Below are 22,956 nucleotides of genomic sequence, written 5' to 3' on the forward strand. Positions count from 1 at the left end.
CCTACTGAGCATCTTCAAACGCTTCTTCAAAGCCCCCTTCCAGAGATACCGGATAGTCCACGATCCCGAGATTGGCTACATGGCCCAGCATTTTGAAGACGGCACGTGGTGGGGCATCTACGAGAACGGCGTCGGTGGTGTCGATGAGAGCATCATCAGGTCGTACCATCAATTCTACTCAGAACCCACCATTGAAGGCGCTGGAAAGCGAATTAACAAGCACGCTAGCGCGCGAACACCATCGGTAGTTTGGAAGGGATGAGCAGATGACGCACCCTGCCCCTGTGGACATCGGGGAGAACGCCCTGTGAGCCGCGCAAGGTCCTTTACAAAGGGTGAGATCATGGATGCTGCTAGGGCGGCGGCGGAAACCGGCCTGCGCTCGATTCTTCGTCCAGGCGGCGAAATCATCTTTACGCGCGACACCAGCGAAAAGAGCAAGCCACATACTCCGACGCCCGAAGAGGTGTTCGAGGAGTGGATGGATGGACGCAAGGTTGGTGGGCGTGCACACCGTTAAAGCCACCCTCGCGAGCGGCAAAGAGGTCGTGTATCACTACGCTTGGCGCGGCGGGCCTCGCATCAAGGCAAAGCCAGGGACGAACGCTTTCGTACAGGAATTTGCCCGGCTTACCAAGGCGAGAGCCCGCGCCGAAAAGCCGGAGACGCTGGGCTGGCTTGCTGACCAGTATCTTTCCAGCGGCGATTTTCAAAAGCTGAGACCGAGCACCCGCACGGAATACGAGCGAATCATCGCTGTGATCAAGGTGGCTTGGGGCGATACGCCGCTCCGGGCGCTGGAGGCCAAAGGGATGCGGACAGCATTCATTGACTGGCGGGATTCGATGAGTTCAACGCCACGATCTGCGGACCTGCATATTGCCATCTTGGCGCGGGTGATCGCGTGGGGCAAGGATCGTGAGCATGTCATGCGCAACCCTCTGGAGCGCGTCGGCAAGCTGCACAACGAAAGCCGCAAGGATGACGTGTGGCTTCCATCGCAGCTCGACAAGATACTCAGGGAAGGCCGGCCCCACATCGCCAACGTCATCAAAATGGCTCTTTGGACCATGCAGCGGCAGTCCGATGTTCTGACGCTAACCACGATGGCCTATGACGATGGCCGGCTGTGGATCACGCAGGGCAAGACCCGGGCCCGGGTGAGAATCAGGCCAGCCGACGAGCTTCTGCCCATCCTCCAGGATGCGAAGGACGAGAAGCGGCAACGGGTGCTTGTGAATAGCAGGGGGGAGAATTGGACCTCCAGCGGCTTCCGGGCATCTCTGAGAAAGGAAATGCAGCGGCTGAAGATTACAGGCATCCGGTTCCACGATTTGCGCGGAACGGGAATTACCTACGCCTATGCCAACGGCGTCGAGATTGAGCGGATTGCCGAGATATCCGGGCACTCAAAAAGCGAATGCGAGTCGATCATCAGGCGCAATTATCTGGCCGGCGAGGGCGTCATCGATGCGATTCGCGCCGGAACAAAGATGCAATGATCGGTAAAATATAACGGGGATTGTAAAATGGGAGTTTCGAAATCGCGCTAAGTGCTTGATTTTGGTGCCCCCGCCAGGGTTCGAACCCGGGACCCCCTGATTACAAATCAGGTGCTCTACCAACTGAGCTACAAGGGCACGGCGCACGGGTTAGCACAAATCTCGCGCCAGTAAAGCGGAATATGTATCGATCCGCGTGCCCGTGCTTCCTTCCTCCAACCCGTCGTGCTACCCCCGGCCTCCGATCATCGGCAACCAGCTTGCGCCCGGTTCATTCATGCCCGACGAAAACATCGCACTCTCCTTCGTCTCGGCAGACACGCCCGACGCGCGCGAAGCCGCCGCCCGGCTTGCGGCGCTTTATGGCCAGTCACGCGTCGAGGACGCGGACGTCGTGGTCGCGCTCGGCGGTGACGGGTTCATGCTCCAGGCGATCCAGGAGAACATGGATTCCGGCCGCGCGATCTATGGCATGAACCGCGGCACCATCGGCTTTCTCATGAACGAATACGCCGAAACCGGCCTCATGCAACGCATCGCGGCCGCGACGTCGGAGACCATCCGGCCGCTCGTGATGGAGGTCGAGACGACTGAAGGTGCGATCCCGACCGGCCGCGCGATCAACGAGGTGTCGCTATTCCGCCAGTCGGCGCAGGCTGCCAAGATCCGTATCACCATCGACGGCAAGGTGCGGCTGGAGGAACTGATCTGCGATGGCGTAATGGTGGCCACGCCGGCCGGATCGACCGCCTACAACCTGTCCGCGCACGGACCTATCTTGCCGCTGGATGCGCCCCTGCTTGCCCTGACCCCGGTCAGCCCCTTCCGCCCACGGCGCTGGCGCGGCGCACTGCTACCCAACCGCTCGACCGTACGCTTCGACATCCTCGAAGCAGACAAGCGGCCAGTCAACGCGGTCGCCGATCATTTCGAGGTCAGGTCGGTGCTTTCGGTGAGCGTGCGCGAGTCGCGCCGATCGACCGTCACCTTGCTGTTCGACGAGAGCCATTCGTGGAACGAGCGCGTCCTCACCGAACAGTTCCGCTATTGAAATCTGCCTCCGGTTTAATCATATCTACGCGAAAGTCGCGCGAATCCCGCCATTTCGGGCGGTTGCCGTTGACATTCGCGCGCACGAGCCTTAACGCCAGCCTCAGGCATCCGTGCGCCATGCGCCGGATTTGAAGGGCGCATATGCGGCGGCTCCCAAAACCGCGAACCAGCAGAGACAGCCAACACGTGTCATCAGACGATCAGACTGAAATTCAGGCCGAAACCCCGGTGGAGGCGAAAGAAGTCACTTTTGCCGATCTCGGCCTCTCCCAAAAGGTCCTCTCCGCCGTGACGGATGCCGGCTATACCACGCCGACACCGATCCAGGCCGGAGCAATTCCTCATGCCCTGCAGGGCAAGGACGTGCTGGGCATCGCCCAGACTGGCACCGGCAAGACGGCCGCATTCGTCCTGCCGATGATCACCCGGCTCGAAAAGGGCCGCGCTCGCGCCCGTATGCCGCGCACGCTGATCCTCGAGCCGACGCGCGAACTCGCCGCGCAGGTCGAGGAGAACTTCGTCAAGTACGGCAAGAACAACCGCCTCACGGTGGCGCTGCTCATCGGCGGCGTGTCGTTCGACGAACAGGAAAAGAAGCTGGAGCGCGGCGCCGACGTACTGATCGCGACGCCGGGCCGCCTGCTCGATCACTTCGAGCGCGGCAAGCTGCTCCTGACGGGCGTCGAGACTTTCGTCATCGACGAAGCCGACCGCATGCTCGACATGGGATTCATCCCTGACATCGAACGTATCGCGAAGCTTATTCCCTTCACACGCCAGACGCTCTTCTTCTCGGCCACAATGCCGCCGGAGATCACCAAGCTGACCGAGCAGTTCCTGCAGGCGCCGGTGCGCGTCGAGGTCTCGAAGGCGGCGTCGACGGGCGTCAACATCATCCAGCGCCTGGTCAAGTCGAAGTCGAAGAGCTGGGACAAGCGCGAAACGCTGCGCAATCTGATCCGCGCGGAAGAGAACGAGCTCAAGAACGCGATCATCTTCTGCAACAGGAAGGTGGATGTTTCAGAGCTGTTCCGTTCGCTCGTGAAGCACGATTTCGATGCCGGCGCCCTGCATGGCGACATGGACCAGCGAGCGCGCATGGCCATGCTCGCAGGCTTCCGCGATGGCAAGCTGAAGCTGCTCGTCGCATCCGACGTGGCGGCGCGTGGTCTCGACATCCCTGACGTGTCCCACGTCTTCAATTTCGACGTGCCGATCCATGCGGAGGACTATGTTCACCGCATCGGGCGCACGGGCCGCGCCGGACGCTCGGGCAAATCGTTCACCATCGTGACTCGTTCCGACAGCAAATATCTCGATGCCATCGAGAAACTGATCGGCAACAAGATCGAGTGGATGGATGGTGATCTTTCGACCGTGTCGCAGGACGACGCGGAGGACGAGGCGCCCCGCCGTGGCCGCGGCAAGGGACGCGAGCGCGGTCGGGCTTCATCTTCTTCCGACGACAGGAAGCCACGCGGCGAACGCAAGAGCGCGCGCCGCTCGGAGCCGAAGGCCGAGGAAGAGGTTGTGGCCGAAGTTGCGGTCCAGCCCGTCGAGGAAGCTCCGGTCGAAGAGAAGCGTTCGCGCCGTGAGGCGATCAAGTCGGACAATTCCGAGCGCAAGGCACGGCCAGAGCAGCGTAGCCGCGACGAAGGCGGCCGCCGCGAGCGCGGTCGCGACTGGCGCAGGGACGATGACGAACCATCGCCCATCGGCTTCGGGGACGAGATCCCGGCTTTCATGAAAATCCCCGCCCGGGTCTGACTGTCGCCTGACCTATTTCCGGGGCTTCGCTGAGCGCAGCGAGGCCTCGAAAGCCTTTCGGGCCCACACCGCCATCTCGTCCGGATCGTCGAGTGCGGTGTCGGGGATCGACCAGTACGGCATCGCGACCGGCCCTTTCCTGCTCTGCCCTTCATAGACCCATTGCGTCGAGCCCGCCGCGGCAAATTCCGGCGCGCTGATGGCGTCGGCCTTGAGCATGATATCGCCGCCGATTTCGAGCGCGATGATCACGCCGTCATGGTAGATCCCCTTGCCGCCGAACATGCGCTTGATCGTCACGTGGCCGAGGCCGGCGAAGAGGTCGGCTATCGCATCATTGTCCACCGGTTACCTGCTTTCTGGGAAACATGCCCGCATCGCGTGCGTTAGGATGACGCAAACGCCAACGAGAGAAAAGTCGCGATGCCGATGCTTCTGAAAGGCTCCTGCCACTGCGGATCGGTCCGCTTCGAGGCGATGAGCCACACGCCGATCCCCTACCAGCTCTGCTACTGCTCGATCTGCCGCAAGCAGCAGGGCGGAGGCGGCTATGCCATCAACCTCGCCGCCGTCACCAGCACGCTCGAGATCGAAGGCGAAGAACACCTAGGCCTCTACCGTGCCACGATCGAGGACCAGGAGCGCCCGCACTGCGAGACATCCACGGGAGAAAGGCGGTTCTGCACGAAATGCGGGGCGGGCATGTGGCTCTACGATCCGACATGGCCGGACCTCATCCACCCTTTCGCGTCAGCAATCGACACCGACCTTCCAGTCGCGCCGGAGCGTGTGCATCTCATGTTGAAATACAAGGCGGCGTGGGTGGAGCCGAATGTCGGCGACAACGATGCGACGTTCGAACTCTATCCAGAGGAGTCGATCGATGCCTGGCACAAGAAGCGCGGGCTGTGGGTAGACTAGCGCCTACGCTTCGGCGGCTGCTCGCGCGTCCGCAAGAGCCTTGAGATCAGCCGGCTTCAACTCCACCGACTCGCCGCAGCCGCAGGCCGAGGACTGGTTGGGGTTGTTGAACGTAAAGCCGGTGCGTAGCGTGGTTCTTTCGAAATCCATCTGGGTGCCGAGCAGGAACAACGCCGCTTCCGGCGCCACCCAGACATGGGAGCCTTCGTGCTCGATGTGATCGTCGGCGGCTTTCGGCTCGGTCACCAGGTCGATGGTGTACTCCATGCCCGCGCAGCCGCCCTTCTTGACGCCGACGCGAATGCCCTGCGCACTGTCGCGCGCCTCGACGATCTCGCGGACGCGGTCTGCGGCCGCATCGGTCATCGTCATTACCTGAAATCTGCCCATTACCGTCTCCACTCAGCGCCGGTTCAAGGCCGGCCGAATGATTTCATACCCTCAAGATGGTGAAGAATCGGCTGCGTTGCAACCTTTCGCCGAAAGGCCGTCAATACCAGCCGACCGCCACCTGTGCTTCTTCCGACATGCGGTCCGGCGTCCAGGGCGGATCGAAGACCATCGCCACTTCCACGCCGGAAACGCCTTCGACCGCACCCACGGCATTCTCTACCCAGCCAGGCATCTCGCCGGCCACCGGGCACCCTGGCGCGGTCAGCGTCATGTCGATCTTCACCGAACGGTCGTCCTCGATGTCGATGCGATAGATCAGGCCCAGCTCGTAGATGTCGGACGGAATCTCCGGATCGTAGACCGTCTTCAAGGCACCGACGATATCGTCGGTGAGCCGCGCCAGTTCTTCCGCCGGAATCGTCGATGACGACACCGCCGGCCGGCTGTCGGCCTGCGTCTCGTTCGTTTCGTTAGGCGTCACGTTCTCGTCCATCATCATCACCCGAAAAATGTTCGTGCCTTTTCCAGTGCTTCCACCAGCGCATCGACCTCGGCCCTTGTATTATACATGGCGAATGAGGCACGGCATGTCGAGGTCACGCCAAATCTCTTAAGCAGTGGCTGGGCGCAATGGGTACCTGCCCGCACCGCAACGCCCGAGCGATCGATGACCATCGACACGTCATGCGCGTGGATGCCCTCCAGTTCGAACGACACGATGGCGCCCTTGCCCGGAGCGTTGCCGAATATGCGCAGCGAGTTGATGCCGCGCAGGCGCTCGTGGGCGTAAGTGGTCAGGTCCGCTTCATGGGCGGCGATGCGCTCGCGACCGACGCCCTGCATGTATTCCAGGGCCGCACCCAGCCCGATTGCCTGAACGATTGGCGGGGTGCCTGCCTCGAAACGATGCGGCGGCTCGTTGTATGTCACCATCTCCTCGGTGACATTCTCGATCATCTCGCCGCCACCCTGGAACGGACGCATCGCCTCCAGCATCTGCTTGCGTCCATAGAGCACGCCAATGCCGGACGGACCGTAGACCTTGTGGCCGGTGAAGACGTACCAGTCGCAGCCGATATCCTGCACGTCGACCGGCATGTGCACGGCCGCCTGGCTGCCATCGATGAGCGTCGGGATACCGCGCTCGCGCGCGATGCGACAAATCTCCTTTGCCGGCGTCACCGTTCCAAGCGCGTTGGACATGTGCGCCATTGCGACGAGCTTGGTGCGCGGGCTCAGCGCCTTCTCGAAGTCTTCGATGTGGAACACCCCGTCATCGTCGACCGGCACCCACACCAGCTTGGCGCCCTGCCTTTCACGAATGAAATGCCACGGCACGATGTTGGAGTGGTGCTCCATGATCGAGACGACGATCTCGTCGCCTTCGCCGACGTTAGGCATGCCCCAGCCATAGGCGACGGTGTTGATGGCCTCGGTGGTCGACTTCGTGAAGACGATCTCGTCGACGCTGCCCGCGTTCAAGAAGCCGCGAACCGTCTCGCGCGCCTTTTCGTAGGCATCGGTGGCGGCGTTGGACAGGAAATGCAGGCCGCGATGCACGTTCGCATATTCGCTGGAATAGGCATGTGTAATCGCGTCGATCACCGCCTGCGGCTTCTGGGCGGATGCGCCGTTGTCGAGATAGACCAGAGGCTTGCCGTAGACCTCGCGCGACAGGATCGGGAAGTCGCGGCGGATCGCCTCGACATCATACGGCCTGTTTTCCACTTGCTGATCCACTGTCGTATTCCCTGTCGGTCTTTTCCGCGCGTCGTTCACCCGTGCGTAGCGAACCAACCGTCAAGCTTCGCTTCCAGCGCGCTGACGAGTGCCTCGTCTTCCAGTTCCTCGATGATCTCGGCGAGGAACGCCTTGACCAGCAGGCCACGCGCGATCTTCTCCTCGACGCCACGCGCCATCAGGTAGAAGAGATGGTCGCCATTGATCTCCGTCACCGTCGCGCCATGGCCACAGGCAACGTCGTCGGCAAAGATTTCGAGCTCCGGCTTGGTCGAGAACTCGGCATCGTCGGACAGAAGCAGCGTGTTGCAGGCCATCTTGGCATCGGTCTTCTGGGCGATCTGCGCGACGCGGATCTGCCCCTGGAAGACGCCATGCGCCTTGTCGGTCACGACGTTGCGGATGATCTCCGTCGAGGTGGTGTTCGGCGCCGCATGGTCCAGAACCATGGTGACGTCGCAATGCGTCTCGCCGCCCAGCATGTTGACGCCGCGCAACTTGAAGTCCGAACCTTCACCGGCGGCAACCACGCGGATTTCCTGACGGACCAGCTTGGCGCCGATGTTCATGAAGAACACCGTCAGCCTGGCATCCTTGCCGATCGTGATGTTGATCTGGCCCAGATGCGTGGCGTCGGTGGGCTGCTCCTGGAGGATGACGTAGACGACGTCGGACCCTTCGCCGACATCCAGCGATGTCACCGAACTCGCGAGAGCGGAACCGGACCCCGTCTGCCGTTCGACAAGCGTTGCCTTTGCATTGTCGCCAACGGTAATCGGGAAGCGCGCGTGGACCTGGCCGCCGGCCTGCAGGTTCTGCATTTCGATCGGCGCGTTCACCACGGTACCGGCGGGAATGTCGAGTGAATAGCCGTCCGACGCGAAGGCGGCATTGATGGCGCCGACGGCATCATCGCCGTCGACCGGCGCCATCGCCGCACGCTTGTCTCCAGCCAGCAGCAGATCCTGGAAGCGTGCCACGTCGACGCCGTCGATCGTCGGCATGCCATCGGCCATGCCATTGGCCACACGCAGTACGGCCGATCCGTCGATCAGCGGGCTCAGCGTTTCCGGACGGGCCGTTGCGTCAAATGCCGGCACCGAATTCAACAGCCGGCGCAGGTCGGTGTAGTGCCACGCCTCTATGCGGCGCGTCGGCAAGCCTGCCTTCAACGCCTCCACCGCATCGTCGCGGCGGCGTGCGACATCAGCATCGCCGGGCAACTGGGCGACCCGCTGCGAAAATGCCTCGACCAGCGCGGTCTCGGCCGGCGTCAGCGTGTTGGGAGCATGAACGTTCATCAAAACACCTCAGGCCGCTTCGCCGATGACGCCGGCGTAGCCGTTTTCCTCGAGCTCGAGCGCCAAGTCCTTGTCTCCCGACTTGATCACCTGCCCCTTGTAGAGCACGTGGACGCTGTCGGGCACGATGTGCTCGAGAAGCCGCTGATAGTGGGTGATCACCACGAAGGCGCGATCCGGCGAGCGCAGCGCGTTGACGCCGTCTGCAACGATCTTCAGCGCATCGATATCGAGGCCGGAATCGGTTTCGTCCAGCACGCACAGGCTCGGCTGCAGCAACTGCATCTGCAGAATTTCAGCGCGCTTCTTCTCGCCGCCGGAGAAGCCGACGTTCAAGGGCCGCTTGAGCATGTTCATGTCGATGCTGAGCGCACCGGCCGCTTCTTTCACCCGACGCAGCAGTTCCGGAATCTTCAGCTCCTCCTCGCCGCGCGCCTTGCGCTGGGCGTTCATGGCGACCTTGAGGAACTCCATCGTCGCCACGCCGGGTATCTCCATCGGATACTGGAATGCGAGGAAGATGCCGGATGCGGCGCGCTCGGCGGGATCCATCTCGAGGATTGACTCGCCGTTGTAGAGGATTTCGCCCTCGGTGACCTCATAGTCGTCGCGGCCGGCAAGGATGTATGACAGCGTCGACTTGCCAGACCCGTTAGGGCCCATGATGGCGGCGACCTCGCCCTTGTTCACCGTCAGGTTCAGGCCGCGGATGATCTCGGTGCCGTCTTCGGCGATGCGGGCGTGCAGGTTCTTGATCTCAAGCATGTTCGTGTCTTCCTGAATAACGTAATCGGCTCAGCCGACAGAGCCTTCGAGCGAAATGCCGATGAGCTTCTGCGCCTCCACGGCGAACTCCATCGGCAGTTCCTGAATCACTTCCTTGACGAAGCCGTTGACGATCAGCGCGATCGCCTCTTCTTCGGGAATGCCGCGCTGCATCACGTAGAAGAGCTGGTCCTCGGAGATCTTCGACGTCGTCGCCTCGTGCTCGAACTGTGCCGTCGAGTTCTTCGCCTCGATGTAGGGCACGGTATGCGCGCCACATTCATTGCCGATCAGCAGCGAGTCGCACTGGGTGAAGTTGCGGGCGTTCTCCGCCTTGCGGTGCGCCGAAACCTGGCCGCGATAGGTGTTGTTCGAGTGCCCGGCCGAAATGCCCTTCGAGATGATGCGGCTCGACGTGTTCTTGCCGAGGTGGATCATCTTGGTGCCCGAGTCGATCTGCTGGTAGCCGTTCGAAACGGCGATCGAATAGAACTCGCCGCGCGAGTTGTCTCCGCGCAGAATGCAGGACGGGTACTTCCAGGTGATCGCCGACCCGGTCTCGACCTGGGTCCAGGAAATCTTGGAATTCTTGCCCCGGCAATCGCCACGCTTGGTGACGAAGTTGTAGATGCCGCCCTTGCCTTCCTTGTCGCCCGGGTACCAGTTCTGGACAGTCGAGTACTTGATCTCGGCGTCGTCCAGCGCGATGAGTTCGACGACGGCGGCGTGGAGCTGGTTTTCATCGCGCTGCGGTGCCGTGCAGCCCTCGAGATAGGACACATAGGCGCCTTCATCGGCGATGATGAGCGTGCGCTCGAACTGGCCGGTGTTCTTCTCGTTGATGCGGAAGTAGGTCGACAGCTCCATCGGGCAGCGAACGCCCTTGGGAACATAGACGAAAGATCCGTCGGTGAAGACGGCCGAGTTCAGCGTGGCATAGAAATTGTCGGTCGTGGGGACCACTGATCCGAGATATTTTTTCACCAGGTCCGGATGCTCGCGGATCGCCTCAGAGATCGAGCAGAAGATCACGCCGGCCTGCGCCAGTTCCTTCTTGAAGGTTGTGACGACCGACACGGAATCGAACACCGCGTCGACGGCAACGCGGCCCGACTTGTAGACGTTGTCGTTCAAGCTCTCGTCGTCAGGGTCCTTCTGAACGCCGGCGAGGATTTCCTGCTCTTTCAGCGGAATGCCCAGCTTCTCGTAGACGCGAAGCAGTTCGGGGTCGACATCTTCCAGCGACCGCGGGCCGGACTGGTTCTTCGGCGCCGCGTAGTAGTGAATGTCCTGGAAGTCGATCTTCGGGTAATGGACACGCGCCCAGGTCGGCTCGTCGAGCGTCTGCCAGCGGCGATACGCGCCAAGCCGCCACTCGAGCATCCAATCGGGCTCGTCCTTCTTTTGCGAAATGAACCGGATGATGTCGTCGTTCAGGCCCTTTGGGGCCAGCTCGGTCTCGATCTCGGTCTCAAAGCCATACTTATATTGGTCCACGTCGATCTTGCGGACCTGCTCGATCGTTTCCTGCACTGCAGGCATCGGCGTTCTCCATCCTCGCCGGGGTCAAGGCCCGGCAGTTGTCGAAATCGCAATCGCGGCTGTGCCGCAGATGCGAGGTTACATAGTGCGGACCATCAGCAAATGCACGTCCGCGCATGGCTGATGACCGGAATCATCGCAGCTCAGGCAGCATTGCTCCTGCGGTGCATGAATTCGTTCAGGGCAGCGGCGAACCGGTCGATTTCCGCATCGGTCGTCTGGTGGCCGACGGAGACCCGCAATCCGCTCACCGTCTCGCCATATCCCATGGCCTTCAGGACCCTGCTGGCACCGACCTTGCCCGACGAGCACGCGGAGCCGGCAGAGACCGAGACGCCCGCGAGATCGAAGGCGATCAGCGCCGTCTCCGCCTTGACGCCGGGTATGGCGAAAAACACCGTGTTCGGCAGCCGGTCGACTGCTTCGGCGAAGATCGTGGCATCCGGCACCACCTGGCGGATAAGTCCCTCGATGCGAGCGCGCTTTCCTTCTAGCAGGCTCGCACGCGCGAGATTTGCCAGCGCCTCGCGCGCGGCGGCGCCAAAGCCGGCTATCGCCGCGTAGTTCTCCGTGCCGGCGCGGTGGCCGCGTTCCTGGCCGCCTCCGCTGGCGATCGGCGAAGGCATCAGCACGTCGCTGGTCCCGACGAGCGCGCCCGCGCCCTTGGGGCCACCGATCTTGTGTGCCGCCAGGATGAGAAAATCAGCGCATAGTTCTGTAATATCGAGAGAAACCCTGCCGCCACCCTGAACCGCATCGAGGACAAACAGGCCGCCGGCCTCGTGCACGATCGACGCGATCCTGGCGGCCGGCTGGAGCGCGCCGGTCTCGTTGTTGGCAAGATGGATCGCGACCAGCGGCAAACCCTGCGACCCGTCATGGGCCGCGAGCGCACCAGCCAGCGCATCGAGATCGAGCGTTCCCGTCTCGGCGACTGGAAGCGCAACCACTTGCTCGGGACCGAATCTGCCGCCCCCGACAACGATCGAATGATCCGTCTCCGCGACGTAGAGCCTTGAATAGGTCAGCGGCGCGCGTCCCATCTTCCAATCGGGTGTCAGCACCAGCGCCGTCGCTTCGCTCGCACCAGACGTGAAGACCACATGCTCGGGCTTTGCGCCACAAAGCGCCGCAACGTCACGCCTGGCGGTTTCGACAAGCCGCCTCGCCTCGCGTCCCTCGAAATGGACGGAAGACGGGTTCGCCGTCAGGTCGAGGGCCGCGATCATCGCCTCGCGCGCCGCGGGCAGCAGCGGTGCGCTTGCATTGTGATCGAGATAGGCCCTGTTCGCCGTCATGGCAGGCTGTCGACTCCTTTATTCGGCTCGTGGCCGCAGATCGGCGTTTTTCCTTGAAATTGCAAGGCCAGCCGTCCTATTTACCCGCTTCGCAGGCTGGCGGATGCGTGATCCACTAGTTTTGAACAGTTCTAAAGTAGTTTGTAGGCGGATGGTCGTGTTCCGTCAAGTGCGAGGGCGGGAATGCCCGCCCTGATGCATCATCGGCCGGACAGTTGCCGCGCCAAGTGGAGTAAGCATGCCCGAGGTCATTTTCACAGGTCCCGCCGGTCGCCTCGAAGGGCGCTACCAGCCTTCCAAGGAAAAGAACGCCCCCATCGCGATCGTGCTTCATCCGCATCCGCAATTCGGCGGAACGATGAACAACAAGATCGTCTACGACCTCTTCTACATGTTCCAGAAGCGCGACTTCACCGTGCTGCGCTTCAATTTCCGCTCCATCGGCCGCAGCCAGGGCGAATTCGACCATGGAACCGGCGAGTTGTCAGATGCGGCGGCCGCGCTCGACTGGGTGCAGTCACTTCACCCTGATTCCAAGAGCTGCTGGGTCGCCGGCTACTCCTTCGGCGCATGGATCGGCATGCAGTTGCTGATGCGCCGCCCGGAAATCGAGGGTTTCATTTCGATCGCGCCGCAGCCCAACATCTACGACTTCTCGTTCCTGGCGCCCTGCCCGTCCTCCGGTCTGATCATCCATGGCGATGCCGACAAGGTTGCGCCGCCCAAGGACGTGCAGACTCTGGTCGACAAGCTGCATACCCAGAAGGGCATCACCATCACGCAGAAGACGATGCCAGGCGCCAACCACTTCTTCTCCAACGACGCCGAACTGCTGATCGACGAATGCTCGGACTATCTCGACCGCCGGCTTGCCGGCGAACTGGCGGATCCGCGGCCGAAGCGGCTTCGCTGAGGCCTATTCCGGCACAGCGAGCAAACCACCGCTCACCGCTTCGCGACAACCGGTCGTCGTCGGGAATGTCAGCGGCAGGCCCTTGATTGATCGCACGGCCAGGTAAGCCCAGGCTTCGGCCTCCATCGCATCGCCGTCCAGGCCGGCATCTTCGGCGAGGATGACGTCGGCTTTGCCGGCGCCGGCGCGCAGATCCGCCATGATGTGCGGATTCTTGCGGCCGCCGCCGCAGATGATCCACATGCCGGGTCGTTTCGGCATCAGATCGGCCGCCTTGAGGATCGCTTCCGCCGAGACCGTGGCCAGCGTTCGCGCGCCATCCGCCAATTCGAGTTCGGCAGCGTGCACGAGCGTGAAATCGCCGCGATCGAGCGATTTTGGCGCCGCGCGCGCGAAGAACGGGCTTTCGAGATAGCGGTCGACCACTAGCCGGACCACACCGCCTTCGCTGGCGATCATGCCGTCGGCGTCGTACGGGACGCCGCCTTCAGCGGCCACCCACTGGTCGATCAGCGCGTTGCCTGGACCGCTGTCGAATGCGACGGGATGACCCTGCCCAGGCACAAAGGTCACGTTGGAGATACCGCCGATATTGACGAAACAAACGGGAAAGCGCCGCAGTTCGGCCGGAAGGGACGACGCCAGCGCCGCATGGTAGGCAGGCACGAGTGGCGCGCCCTGTCCTCCACGCTGCATGTCGTTGGCGCGCATGTCGTAGACGACAGGCAAACCCGTTTCAGCCGCGAGCAGTCCCCCGTCACCCAGTTGCACCGTCAGTCCGCGCTCAGGCCGGTGCAGCACGGTCTGGCCGTGGAACCCGATGATCTCGGCCTCGACCTGCGGGTGTTGAGCGAGGAAGCGCCGCACGGCATCGCCATGGCGCAGCGTGATCTCGCGCTCGAGTTCGTCCAGTCCCCCCGGACGCTCGTCGCGATCGCCGATTTCCCTTGCCGTTTCGAGCGCGGATTCCAGCCGGCGCCGGAACGACGCCTCATAACCGAAGAAGCCGCTGGGCCCCCGCACCACCTGCGCGCTGCCATCGGTCGTAACAACGGCGATGTCGATGCCGTCCATCGAGGTGCCGCTCATCAGGCCTATCGCGCATTTCAGGCTCATCTTTGCCGCCGTTCTTGTGATTCTCGCCCGCTTGATGCTAAAGGCGCGCGGGTTCCCGCGCCATCGAAAGCCGGGTCAGGCCACCTTTCCGGAAAGTCACGATCATGTCCGCCTTCAAGTCCGACTTCCTGCGCACGCTGTCCGAGCGCGGCTTCATCCACCAGATATCCGATGAAGCCGGCCTCGATGATCTGTTCGCCAAGGAAACGGTGACGGCCTATATCGGCTTCGACCCGACGGCGCCGAGCCTTCATGTGGGCAGCCTCATTCAGATCATGATGCTGCATTGGATGCAGCAGACCGGGCACCGTCCCGTCGCGCTGATGGGCGGCGGCACCGGCATGGTGGGTGACCCCTCGTTCAAGGACGAGGCGCGCCAGTTGATGACATTGGACACCATCGCGTCGAACATCGCCTCCATCAAGAAGGTGTTTTCCAACTACCTCAGCTTCGGTGACGGCCCGAAGGACGCGTTGATGGTCGACAATGGCGACTGGCTCCGCGAACTCAACTACCTTGAATTCCTGCGCGACGTCGGCCGCCATTTTTCCGTCAACCGGATGCTGTCCTTCGATTCCGTCAAGCTGCGCCTCGACCGGCAACAGTCGCTGTCGTTCCTCGAATTCAACTACATGATCCTTCAGGCCTACGATTTCGTCGAACTCAGCAAGCGCCATGACGTGCGCATGCAGATGGGCGGCTCAGACCAGTGGGGCAACATAGTCAGCGGCATCGAACTCGGTCACCGCATGGGCACTCCGCAGCTTTACGCGCTGACCTCGCCGCTGCTGACCACCTCTTCTGGCGCCAAGATGGGCAAATCGCTGTCCGGTGCGATCTGGCTCAACCCGGACATGCTGCCCGCCTATGATTTCTGGCAGTACTGGCGCAACACCGAGGACGCCGATGTCGAGCGCTTCCTGAAGCTCTACACGACACTGCCGATGGATGAGATCGCCCGCCTTGCCGCGCTCGGCGGCGTCGAGATCAACGAGGCGAAGAAGGTTCTGGCAACCGAAGTCACCGCAATGCTGCACGGTCGCGATGCCGCCGCGCAAGCCGCCGAGACCGCGCGCAAGACATTTGAGGAAGGCGCATTGGCCGAGAGCCTGCCGACCATCGACCTGCCTTCCGCCGAGCTCGATGCCGGGATCGGCGTGCTCGCGCTGTTCGTCAAAGCGGGCCTGGCGGGATCGAACGGAGAGGCAAGACGCCATGTCCAGGGCGGCGCGGTTCGGATCAATGATGCCGCCGTTGCGGATGACAAGCGCGTCGTCGGTACCGATGACGTCACCGCAGACGGGATCATCAAGCTGTCGCTTGGAAAGAAGAAGCACATCCTCGTACGGCCTGGCTGAAGCAACGTATGGTAGAATCTGCCGGCCGATTAATCCTCTGTAAAAGTTGAATCCCTAGCGTTGGGGTATCCATCTCCAACGCTCTGGATCGTCCAATGTCCGTGTACCAGCTCCTTTACGCCAGCGGCGCCACCAATCCGGTGACCGCTGCGGAGATCGAAAACATCCTGCAGAAGTCCCGCGCCAATAACGCTGCGCTCGGCATCACCGGGCTGCTGCTCTACGCGGACAACATGTTCATCCAGGTGCTGGAAGGCAACGAGAGCGACGTGCGCGCGCTGGCGCAGCGCATCAAGCGCGACCCGCGCCACCGCAATTTCATGGAACTGATCGCCCGGGACGCACCGGGACGGGCATTCGACGGCTGGCAGATGGGCTTCAAGCGGCTCAGCCCGGACGTCGAAGAAGACAGCGCCGTCTTCCGCGCCTCCAAGCAGGCGCTCGAGGGACGAATCGGCAGCGCTGATGACGGCTTCATGCTCGACGCCGTGCTTGCCTTTGCCGGCCGCGACTTTCTCGCCAGCGCCTGAGCGGCCTAGCGGTACTCGAATACCGACCTGAATATTCCCGGCGCGATCACCGACAGCGGATTGACCTGCAATTGCGGCTCGCTCGATTTGCCCGCCAGGCGGAACGTGATGCCGATGAGGCCGCGATCGCGGCCATTGCCGAGAATGTCGCCGATGAGCGGTATTTCGCCGAAGAGCCGGTTCAGGCCGTAAGCGGGCATGAACGTTCCGGTCATGTCCATGTTTCCGTCGCCGTCGAAGAGCCTGCCCTGAAAGGTCGAGCCGATGACGGGTCCGCGCAGCACGCCCCGGGCGAGATCCAGATAGCCATCCCCTTTCTCGATCAGCGAGAAGGCGTTTTCGAAATGCACGCGCGTCGTGTCGATCTCGCCGCGCACCGCCTGGTTCAACGACCGCCCGTCGCCTGGAGACGGGCTGGACACAAGCGAGCGCAATCGCGGTTCGTTGACGATCCAGAAATCGCGCGCCGCCACCTGTCCCGATAGCGGTCCGCCATTGCTGCCGCTCAGCGTCAATGCAATGCTGCCGCCCTGCATGTGCTCGTAGATGTCGAGGAAACGCAGCAACGCGCCCGAGTCGGCGGATTGCAGGGTAACGGTGCGCGTATTGCCGTCGCCGCTGTCGCTGAACGTCACCAACTGGCCGCTGCTTGTCGTCGCGGAGAAATTCAGCGCATCGGTTCGCGCACCGGTGCCCGAATAGGTCAGCTTGACGTTGTTGAGGACCTCGTCGTGGAACCCGCGCATCGTGTCGACGGCCAGATCGACGGTGACCCTCCTCGCGCCGCCCTCATCCGTACCGCCTTCGGCGTTGCCCGCGTAGAGCTTCACCACGGAACGGGCATCGACGCTCTTTCCACGGATCGTGATCGCGTAGCCGCCGCCACTCGTGGCCATGTCGAAGGAAAAATCATCGCCGCGGTTGAGCCGCGCGGAAGGAAAGCTGATTGTGCTGACAGCGCCATCAACAAGTGCAAGCGCGCCCGTTGCACCGAAGGTGTCGCCGCTCAGGCGGAATTCGCTCAGATCGGTGCGGCCGCCTTGCGTCTGCATGTCGAATGCGACCGTCGCGGGCACGCCGGAGCCCTTGCTCCAGCCGACCCACGGGATCGTAAGGAGCGCACGCTCCAGGCTTGCCTCCACATTGCGCGCCTCGCCTTCGGTCTCCTGCAATTCCACGGTGATCGGGCCTGAAAGCAGCGCATCGAGCCCGGGCGCGATTTCGCCACGCGCCTTGTCGTCCATCTGGATCGCGATTTCCCTCTGCCGCGCAACGTCGCTGCGGCCCAGCGGCTCGACAAGATTCAGGGTGGACGGTGCACCATTGAGCCTTGCATCGGCGTCGATCACCGCCTTCTTCGGATCAAGCGCGATGGTACCGGTGGCCGCCGATACCATCTGCCCTTCAAATGGGCGAGCGATGGCCAGGTCGCGATAGGAAAGGTCGACGCGCCAGTCGAGGCTTTCGATCGGGATGCCGCGCTGCAGCGGGATGTCGGCGACGACGGTTCCTTCCACGTCGCCGGAAAGATCGTCGGGATCGAGGTCGATGAAACGGCCGACGTCGATCGGATCGTAGCTGGCAAGCTGAAGGACATCGTCCGCTTCCCCGGCGACGTCGATCTTGAGCTTGCCGATAACCGGGCGGCGACGCGCATCCTCGATCTTCAGCGTGCCATTGCTCGCATTGACGATGCGTCCGCCGGGCATGAACACCGTGCCGCTTTCCAGCGCGATGTCGATCTGCTGCCCGTTCAGCCGAACGGAGCCGTCGCCATCCCGGACCGGCGGGATGTGCCCGGCAATGTCGAAGCGGGTGCCGCGGATCGAAAACCGGCCCGTCATCTCTTCCTCGTCGAGGGGCACCCCGTCGCCAATGCGACCTGGCGGGATGTCGAACTCCAGCACGCCTTCCTCGACACGGCCGCCATAGACGTTGGCGACGACCCAGTTGCGCGCACCGCGCGCCGCAAACCAGGGCCAGAGCTGCTTTGCCTGGCCCACCGACATGCTGCCGGTCTCAAGCCGCATCTCAATGCCCGGCACCTTCCCCGGCTCGAACCGCATCGTCATGGTGCCCGTCAGTTCACCATTGGCCGCGCGCAAGCCGATCTCCTCGGCCTGGAGACGCCGACCGGATGCGTCGAGGTGGCCGGCAATCCGCGCCACCGCCGTCAGCGGTGCCTCCGGCGAACCGGCGGGTGCGATCGTCGAGCCGTCGCTGACCATCTCGAAGCGGTAGCCGTCAGCCGCATCGGGCGCCGGCCCGAAGGCTCCGTGAAAACTCCAGTCCGAGCGTCCGCTCGTGATGGCGAGCCTATCGAACTCGATCTTGTTGGAGCCTTCGGTGACGGAGGCCCGCAATTCTGCATCGCTGACGATGCGGCCGCCCTTGCGCATGTCGATGTCGACGTCGTCGATGTGTGCGGACAGGTCGACGCGGCGGCTGCCGGCCGCCCCCGAGGCGACGAGACGAAGCGACGCGGAACCAAATCGGTGGCCTTCCTGGGTGATGTCCACGTTCTCAAGCGCCGGCGTATCGATTTCGAGAGTCAGCGTCCTTACAGTTGCTGAAGCAGCCTCTGTCGCGACTTCGCCTTCGACGATGCTGGTGCGGCCGGCCAGTTCGACTTCCGCCTGGAGCAAAATGCGTTCATTCGAATCGCGGCGCAAGCGTGCCTCGGTGACCACCAGCGATGGCCCATCCGCGTTCTTGGTTAGATGGATCTCGATGTTGCGGAGATCGATCCGATCGATGGTGCGCTCGCCGAGCGTTGCGACCAGCGCGCCCGCCCCTGCCATGGTGACAGACAGGACGGCGTCTGGATTGACGAGGCCGTTCTCGTCGAAGATCGCAAGTCTTTCCCCGTTCGGACGCGGCGGCAGCGATGCAAGCGCAATGTCCACGTCCTCCAGCACGATGCGGCCAAGCTGCATGTCTCCATAGAGAAGGGGTATGAAGCGTAGGCCGAAGTGCGCCGAGCCGATCGAGACAGCCTGGGATTGGGTCTGCGAAGACTGGAGGGTGACGTCGCTGACTTCCATGGCGAGCATGCGAACACCTGCCAGCGACAGGTTGGTGCCGCCGATACGGGCTTGAAAGGCCTTTCCGGCCAGCGTCGCGACTGCTGCCTGCGCCTCGACACGCAGTCTTTCGTCACCGATCCCGGCGACAAGTGCGCCTACGCATAGAACCGCGACCAGCACCAGGGCCACGACGGCTCCCGCAACCCTCATCACCAGTCTTCCCGGACGCCGCCGGGGCCGCACGGCCGGTCCCGTGCCCAGCGCCGACGGAAACTGGTCGAGCGCGGTTATCTCGCCACGGCGAAACCGGATTTTCTCGTGGGGCGGGACCTCACTGTGCACGCCTGGCGAGCCTGTTTCCTTGGAATGGACGAATCTGCATATGGCACTATATCTGCGGTCCGCAGCAGCGTAACCACAAAGAAGGGTGATGATATGGAACACATCAGGGCCGGCGACGAAGCGCCCGATTTCGACCTTCCAGGCGACGGCGGCAGCCGCATCTCGCTATCGGCGCATCGCGGCAGCATTGTGGTCTTGTTCTTCTACCCCAAGGACGACACGAGCGGCTGTACGGCCGAAGCCGTGGACTTCACCCGTCTCAAGGGCGAGTTCGAGTCCATCGGCGCGGTGCTCATCGGCATGTCGCCTGACAGCGTCAAGAAGCACGACAAGTTCAAGGACAAGCACGGCCTCACCGTCACGCTGGCATCGGACGAGGAAAAATCGACCCTGGAAGCCTACGGCGTCTGGGTGGAGAAGAGCATGTATGGACGCAAATACATGGGGGTGGAGCGGACCACGCTACTGATCGACAAGACCGGCAAGATCGCCCGCGTCTGGGAAAAGGTGAAGGTTCCCGGCCACGCCGAGGAAGTCCTGGAGGCCGCGAGGGCGCTGGCCTGAGCGCCGGAACCAAAGCGCGGAGGCGGCGTTCTCTCTCCAACGATCATATACGGAGGGTACAATGCTCAAGGGACTTCTTTTGTGGATGATCGGCATTCCGATCCCGATCATTATCCTGCTGTTTCTGATCTTCTGATCTGAGCAAGCAAAAGCCGATGAACGAGCCCCGGCCCCGCGCCGGGGCTTTTTCGTTGATCCGACCCCGATCCGAAAAGCTTTGTTAACCCTAACGATGTGTAATCCCCACTCGATCCTTCAACGGTTTGGGTGTGTGTCCGTGACAGAGAATCGGCAGGCTTCGGTGTTCGGAAGACGCAAGGAGCCGCATACGGTCATCATCGCGCGTGGAAATGACATCCGTCACTTCACCGTCAGGCCGTGGCTCGCGGCACTGCTGGGGTCTGTTCTGGCCGCCATGGCGATCGGCTACCTGCTCGCAACGTCCTATCTCGTGCTGCGCGACGATCTGATCGGTGCCACAGCGGCGCGGCAGGCGCGAATGCAGCAGGCGTATGAAGATCGCATTTCGATGCTGCGCGCCCAGGTGGACAGGATCACCAGCCGGCAATTGCTCGACCAGCAACTGGTCGAGAGCAAGGTTTCCGAGTTGCTGGCGCGCCAATCTCAACTCAGCAAGCGCCATGGTCGCATCGGACCGATGCTGGAGCGTGTCAAGGGAACGGGCGATACCCTGCCTGTCTCGGCACCGTTGCCTGAATCGCGCCCGGAACTGCGCGCGAGGGCAGACGGCATGCCGATCCGCGTCGAGGATGTCGCCAACGCCTTCTGGCCGAAGGAGGAAATCCGGCCAGGCGCTTCCAGCGCGGCGGATCGCGCCGACAGGCTGTTCGTGGCCATAAACCAGTCACTGCGCGCCATCGAGGCCGAGCAGATCGACGGCATCGAGACGTTGGCGGAAAACGCGTTCCGCACCGCGGACGAGATCGCCACCTCGCTGGAGGCCGCGGGTCTTCCCGTCGACCTCGATACGGCCGACGAGGCCGTTGGTGGCCCCCTGCTCCCGGTGCAAGGCGGCCTTCGCTTCGAAGCGGGTGTGCGCGAACTCGACGAGGCGCTTGAGAAGCTCGAATCCGTCAAGGCGATCGCGCGGCTGATGCCGATCCACAATCCTGCGCCGGGCAAGTCCGTCACCAGCAGCTTTGGCGTCAGGCGCGATCCCTTCCTGCGCAAGCCGGCCATGCATGCGGGCATCGACTTTCGCGCGACGGCAGGCACGCCTATCAGAAGCGCTGGCGCCGGTACCGTCATCAAGGCGGGATGGAACGGCGGCTATGGCCGCATGGTCGAGGTTGACCATGGCCACGGCTTCACGACCCGCTATGCCCATATGAGCCGCATCAGCGTCAAGAAGGGCCAGGACGTCGACACCAGCACCATTCTCGGTGAAGTCGGCACCAGCGGCCGCTCGACCGGTCCCCACCTGCACTATGAAGTACGCCGCGACGGAAAGCCCATTGATCCGCTGGGCTTCCTCAAGGCCGGCAAGGAAGTCGGCAAGCTGCTGTAGCGGACGCGGCCGTGTCGCTCGGCCGCTTCACATCCTCAGTCGATGTCCTCGACCGCCTGACCGCTGGCGCCCTCGATCCGCTGCGACAATGCGGCTTCCATGAATTCATCGAGATCGCCGTCGAGCACGTCTGAAGGGCTGCTGCTCTCGACGCCCGTACGCAGATCCTTCACCATCTGGTATGGCTGGAGCACGTAAGAGCGGATCTGGTGGCCCCAGCCGATCTCCGTCTTGGATGCTTCCGTTGCGTTGGCGATAGCTTCGCGCTTCTTGAGCTCGTCTTCGTAGAGCCGTGAGCGCAGCATCTCCCAGGCCTTGGCCCGGTTCTTGTGCTGCGAGCGCTCCGCCTGGCACGCGACCACGATGCCGGTGGCCAGATGCGTGATGCGCACCGCAGAATCGGTCGTGTTGATGTGCTGGCCACCGGCGCCCGAGGCGCGATAAGTATCAATGCGAACGTCTGATTCCGAGACATCGATTTCGATCGAATCGTCGACGACGGGATAGACCCAGATGCTGGCGAACGAGGTGTGCCGACGCGCATTCGAATCGTATGGCGAGATGCGGACCAGCCTGTGTACGCCTGACTCGGTCTTCAGCCAGCCATAGGCGTTATGGCCCTTTACGAGGATCGTCGCAGACTTGATGCCCGCTTCTTCACCGTCATGCACTTCCAGCGCCTCGACCTTGAAGCCGCGCCGCTCGGCCCAGCGGGTATACATGCGCAGCAGCATGTTCGCCCAGTCCTGGCTCTCCGTGCCGCCGGCACCGGCATGCACTTCGAGATAGCTATCGTTCGCGTCGGCCTCGCCGGACAGCAGCGTCTCGATCTGGCGTGCCTGAAGCTCGGCACGCAGGGCGCGAATGGCCGCCTCCGCGTCGCCGATCACGGTCTGGTCGCCCTCCTCCTCGCCCAGCGCGATGAGCTCGACATTATCGTCGAGCGCCTGCGTGAGTTCCTTGACCGCCTTGATGCCGTCTTCGAGGCCCTGACGCTCGCGCATCAGCTTCTGCGCTTCCTGGGGGTCGTTCCACAGCTCGCCGTCCTCGGCGCGCATGTTAAGGTAATCAAGTCGCTTTACGGCCTGATCCCAGTCAAAGATGCCTCCTCAGCAGGGTTATGCCCTGCTTGATTTCGTCGACCAGATTTTCGATTTCTGCGCGCATGGCGGCAAGGCTTCCTGCTGATTATGATGGCTTTGAATCGGCGCGGACCATAGGGACCACTCACCAGCGTGTAAAGGGCAACGGCAGGCCCCACGGCATGAACCGACGCTTAACTGGGGCGACGCTAGAA

The 22,956-nt window shown here is 62.7% G+C and carries 22 protein-coding genes and 1 tRNA gene; 10 read left to right on the forward strand and 13 right to left on the reverse strand.

Annotated features, from left to right (window positions below; all coding sequences use genetic code 11):
• Position 1 precedes the first annotated feature (1 nt).
• On the reverse strand, positions 2-169 hold the full coding sequence (locus tag AAFN84_RS13830; protein WP_347515193.1) for a hypothetical protein: 168 nt from the start codon (positions 167-169) through the stop codon (positions 2-4).
• Between the two features lie 174 nt (positions 170-343).
• Here AAFN84_RS13830 and AAFN84_RS13835 point away from each other — a divergent pair, with 174 nt between their 5' ends.
• Positions 344-520 (forward strand): hypothetical protein, encoded by a 177-nt coding sequence (locus AAFN84_RS13835; RefSeq protein ID WP_347515194.1) that lies wholly within the window; start codon positions 344-346, stop codon positions 518-520.
• Positions 486-1,502 (forward strand): tyrosine-type recombinase/integrase, encoded by a 1,017-nt coding sequence (locus AAFN84_RS13840; RefSeq protein WP_347515195.1) that lies wholly within the window; start codon positions 486-488, stop codon positions 1,500-1,502. The genes AAFN84_RS13835 and AAFN84_RS13840 overlap by 35 nt, the downstream gene beginning before the upstream one ends.
• A 62-nt stretch (positions 1,503-1,564) precedes the next feature.
• Here the strand turns inward: AAFN84_RS13840 and AAFN84_RS13845 are convergent.
• A tRNA-Thr gene (locus AAFN84_RS13845) sits at positions 1,565-1,640 on the reverse strand.
• Positions 1,641-1,779: 139 nt separating this feature from the next.
• On the opposite strand from AAFN84_RS13845, the gene AAFN84_RS13850 reads away from it, so the two are divergent.
• Together AAFN84_RS13850 and AAFN84_RS13855 are read left to right on the forward strand one after the other, a co-directional pair.
• Complete coding sequence (locus tag AAFN84_RS13850; protein WP_347515196.1) at positions 1,780-2,553, forward strand: NAD kinase; 774 nt, start codon at positions 1,780-1,782, stop codon at positions 2,551-2,553.
• A gap of 212 nt (positions 2,554-2,765) precedes the next feature.
• Positions 2,766-4,322 carry a DEAD/DEAH box helicase gene (locus tag AAFN84_RS13855; RefSeq protein WP_347515705.1) on the forward strand — a complete coding sequence of 519 codons (1,557 nt, stop codon included), beginning with the start codon at positions 2,766-2,768 and terminating at the stop codon, positions 4,320-4,322.
• A 12-nt stretch (positions 4,323-4,334) separates the two neighbouring features.
• On the opposite strand, the gene AAFN84_RS13860 is transcribed toward AAFN84_RS13855, so the two are convergent.
• Entirely contained in the window at positions 4,335-4,667 is a 333-nt protein-coding gene (locus AAFN84_RS13860) for a TfoX/Sxy family protein (protein WP_347515197.1), read from the reverse strand.
• Positions 4,668-4,745: 78 nt separating this feature from the next.
• Between AAFN84_RS13860 and AAFN84_RS13865 the strand changes: the two genes are divergently transcribed.
• Positions 4,746-5,243, forward strand: a complete 498-nt coding sequence (locus AAFN84_RS13865; protein WP_347515198.1) for a GFA family protein — start codon at positions 4,746-4,748, stop codon at positions 5,241-5,243.
• A gap of 3 nt (positions 5,244-5,246) precedes the next feature.
• Here the strand turns inward: AAFN84_RS13865 and sufA are convergent, their stop codons facing one another.
• From sufA to AAFN84_RS13900, 7 genes are all read right to left on the reverse strand, one after another.
• Positions 5,247-5,633 (reverse strand): Fe-S cluster assembly scaffold SufA, encoded by a 387-nt coding sequence (gene sufA / locus AAFN84_RS13870; RefSeq protein ID WP_347515199.1) that lies wholly within the window; start codon positions 5,631-5,633, stop codon positions 5,247-5,249.
• 100 nt (positions 5,634-5,733) lie between these two features.
• Entirely contained in the window at positions 5,734-6,129 is a 396-nt protein-coding gene (locus tag AAFN84_RS13875; protein WP_347515200.1) for an SUF system Fe-S cluster assembly protein, read from the reverse strand.
• 5 nt (positions 6,130-6,134) lie between these two features.
• Complete coding sequence (locus tag AAFN84_RS13880; RefSeq protein ID WP_347515201.1) at positions 6,135-7,376, reverse strand: cysteine desulfurase; 1,242 nt, start codon at positions 7,374-7,376, stop codon at positions 6,135-6,137.
• Between the two features lie 35 nt (positions 7,377-7,411).
• Positions 7,412-8,677 carry a Fe-S cluster assembly protein SufD gene (gene sufD / locus AAFN84_RS13885; protein ID WP_347515202.1) on the reverse strand — a complete coding sequence of 422 codons (1,266 nt, stop codon included), beginning with the start codon at positions 8,675-8,677 and terminating at the stop codon, positions 7,412-7,414.
• 9 nt (positions 8,678-8,686) lie between these two features.
• Entirely contained in the window at positions 8,687-9,442 is a 756-nt protein-coding gene (sufC, locus tag AAFN84_RS13890) for a Fe-S cluster assembly ATPase SufC (RefSeq protein WP_347515203.1), read from the reverse strand.
• Positions 9,443-9,472: 30 nt separating this feature from the next.
• Positions 9,473-10,984 (reverse strand): Fe-S cluster assembly protein SufB, encoded by a 1,512-nt coding sequence (gene sufB, locus AAFN84_RS13895; protein WP_347515204.1) that lies wholly within the window; start codon positions 10,982-10,984, stop codon positions 9,473-9,475.
• A 143-nt stretch (positions 10,985-11,127) separates the two neighbouring features.
• A complete protein-coding gene (locus AAFN84_RS13900; protein ID WP_347515205.1) occupies positions 11,128-12,282 on the reverse strand; it encodes a cysteine desulfurase family protein in 1,155 nt (384 codons plus the stop codon).
• Positions 12,283-12,520: 238 nt separating this feature from the next.
• Between AAFN84_RS13900 and AAFN84_RS13905 the strand changes: the two genes are divergently transcribed.
• Positions 12,521-13,195 carry an alpha/beta hydrolase gene (locus AAFN84_RS13905; protein ID WP_347515206.1) on the forward strand — a complete coding sequence of 225 codons (675 nt, stop codon included), beginning with the start codon at positions 12,521-12,523 and terminating at the stop codon, positions 13,193-13,195.
• A gap of 3 nt (positions 13,196-13,198) precedes the next feature.
• Here the strand turns inward: AAFN84_RS13905 and AAFN84_RS13910 are convergent, their stop codons facing one another.
• Positions 13,199-14,311: an anhydro-N-acetylmuramic acid kinase gene (locus AAFN84_RS13910; protein WP_347515207.1), complete on the reverse strand. Its 1,113-nt coding sequence runs from the start codon at positions 14,309-14,311 to the stop codon at positions 13,199-13,201.
• A 104-nt stretch (positions 14,312-14,415) separates the two neighbouring features.
• Between AAFN84_RS13910 and tyrS the strand changes: the two genes are divergently transcribed.
• Together tyrS and AAFN84_RS13920 are read left to right on the forward strand one after the other, a co-directional pair.
• Positions 14,416-15,669 (forward strand): tyrosine--tRNA ligase, encoded by a 1,254-nt coding sequence (tyrS, locus tag AAFN84_RS13915; RefSeq protein WP_347515208.1) that lies wholly within the window; start codon positions 14,416-14,418, stop codon positions 15,667-15,669.
• 95 nt (positions 15,670-15,764) lie between these two features.
• Positions 15,765-16,199: a BLUF domain-containing protein gene (locus tag AAFN84_RS13920; RefSeq protein WP_347515209.1), complete on the forward strand. Its 435-nt coding sequence runs from the start codon at positions 15,765-15,767 to the stop codon at positions 16,197-16,199.
• 5 nt (positions 16,200-16,204) lie between these two features.
• Here the strand turns inward: AAFN84_RS13920 and AAFN84_RS13925 are convergent, their stop codons facing one another.
• Positions 16,205-19,567, reverse strand: coding sequence for a DUF3971 domain-containing protein (locus AAFN84_RS13925; RefSeq protein WP_347515210.1), 3,363 nt, complete (start codon positions 19,565-19,567; stop codon positions 16,205-16,207).
• Between the two features lie 93 nt (positions 19,568-19,660).
• Between AAFN84_RS13925 and AAFN84_RS13930 the strand changes: the two genes are divergently transcribed.
• Both AAFN84_RS13930 and AAFN84_RS13935 read left to right on the forward strand, forming a co-directional pair.
• On the forward strand, positions 19,661-20,131 hold the full coding sequence (locus AAFN84_RS13930) for a peroxiredoxin (protein WP_347515211.1): 471 nt from the start codon (positions 19,661-19,663) through the stop codon (positions 20,129-20,131).
• Positions 20,132-20,363: 232 nt separating this feature from the next.
• Positions 20,364-21,659, forward strand: coding sequence for a peptidoglycan DD-metalloendopeptidase family protein (locus tag AAFN84_RS13935; protein WP_347515212.1), 1,296 nt, complete (start codon positions 20,364-20,366; stop codon positions 21,657-21,659).
• Positions 21,660-21,694: 35 nt separating this feature from the next.
• On the opposite strand, the gene prfB is transcribed toward AAFN84_RS13935, so the two are convergent.
• Positions 21,695-22,826 (reverse strand): peptide chain release factor 2 gene (gene prfB, locus AAFN84_RS13940; RefSeq protein WP_347515213.1). Its coding sequence is split into 2 segments (ribosomal slippage): positions 21,695-22,759 and positions 22,761-22,826, totalling 1,131 coding nucleotides; the frame shifts between segments, so codons are not numbered across the junction.
• Positions 22,827-22,956 lie beyond the last annotated feature (130 nt).

It is taken from the genome of Mesorhizobium sp. CAU 1741 (genome assembly GCF_039839275.1).
GTDB lineage: Bacteria > Pseudomonadota > Alphaproteobacteria > Rhizobiales > Rhizobiaceae > Aerobium.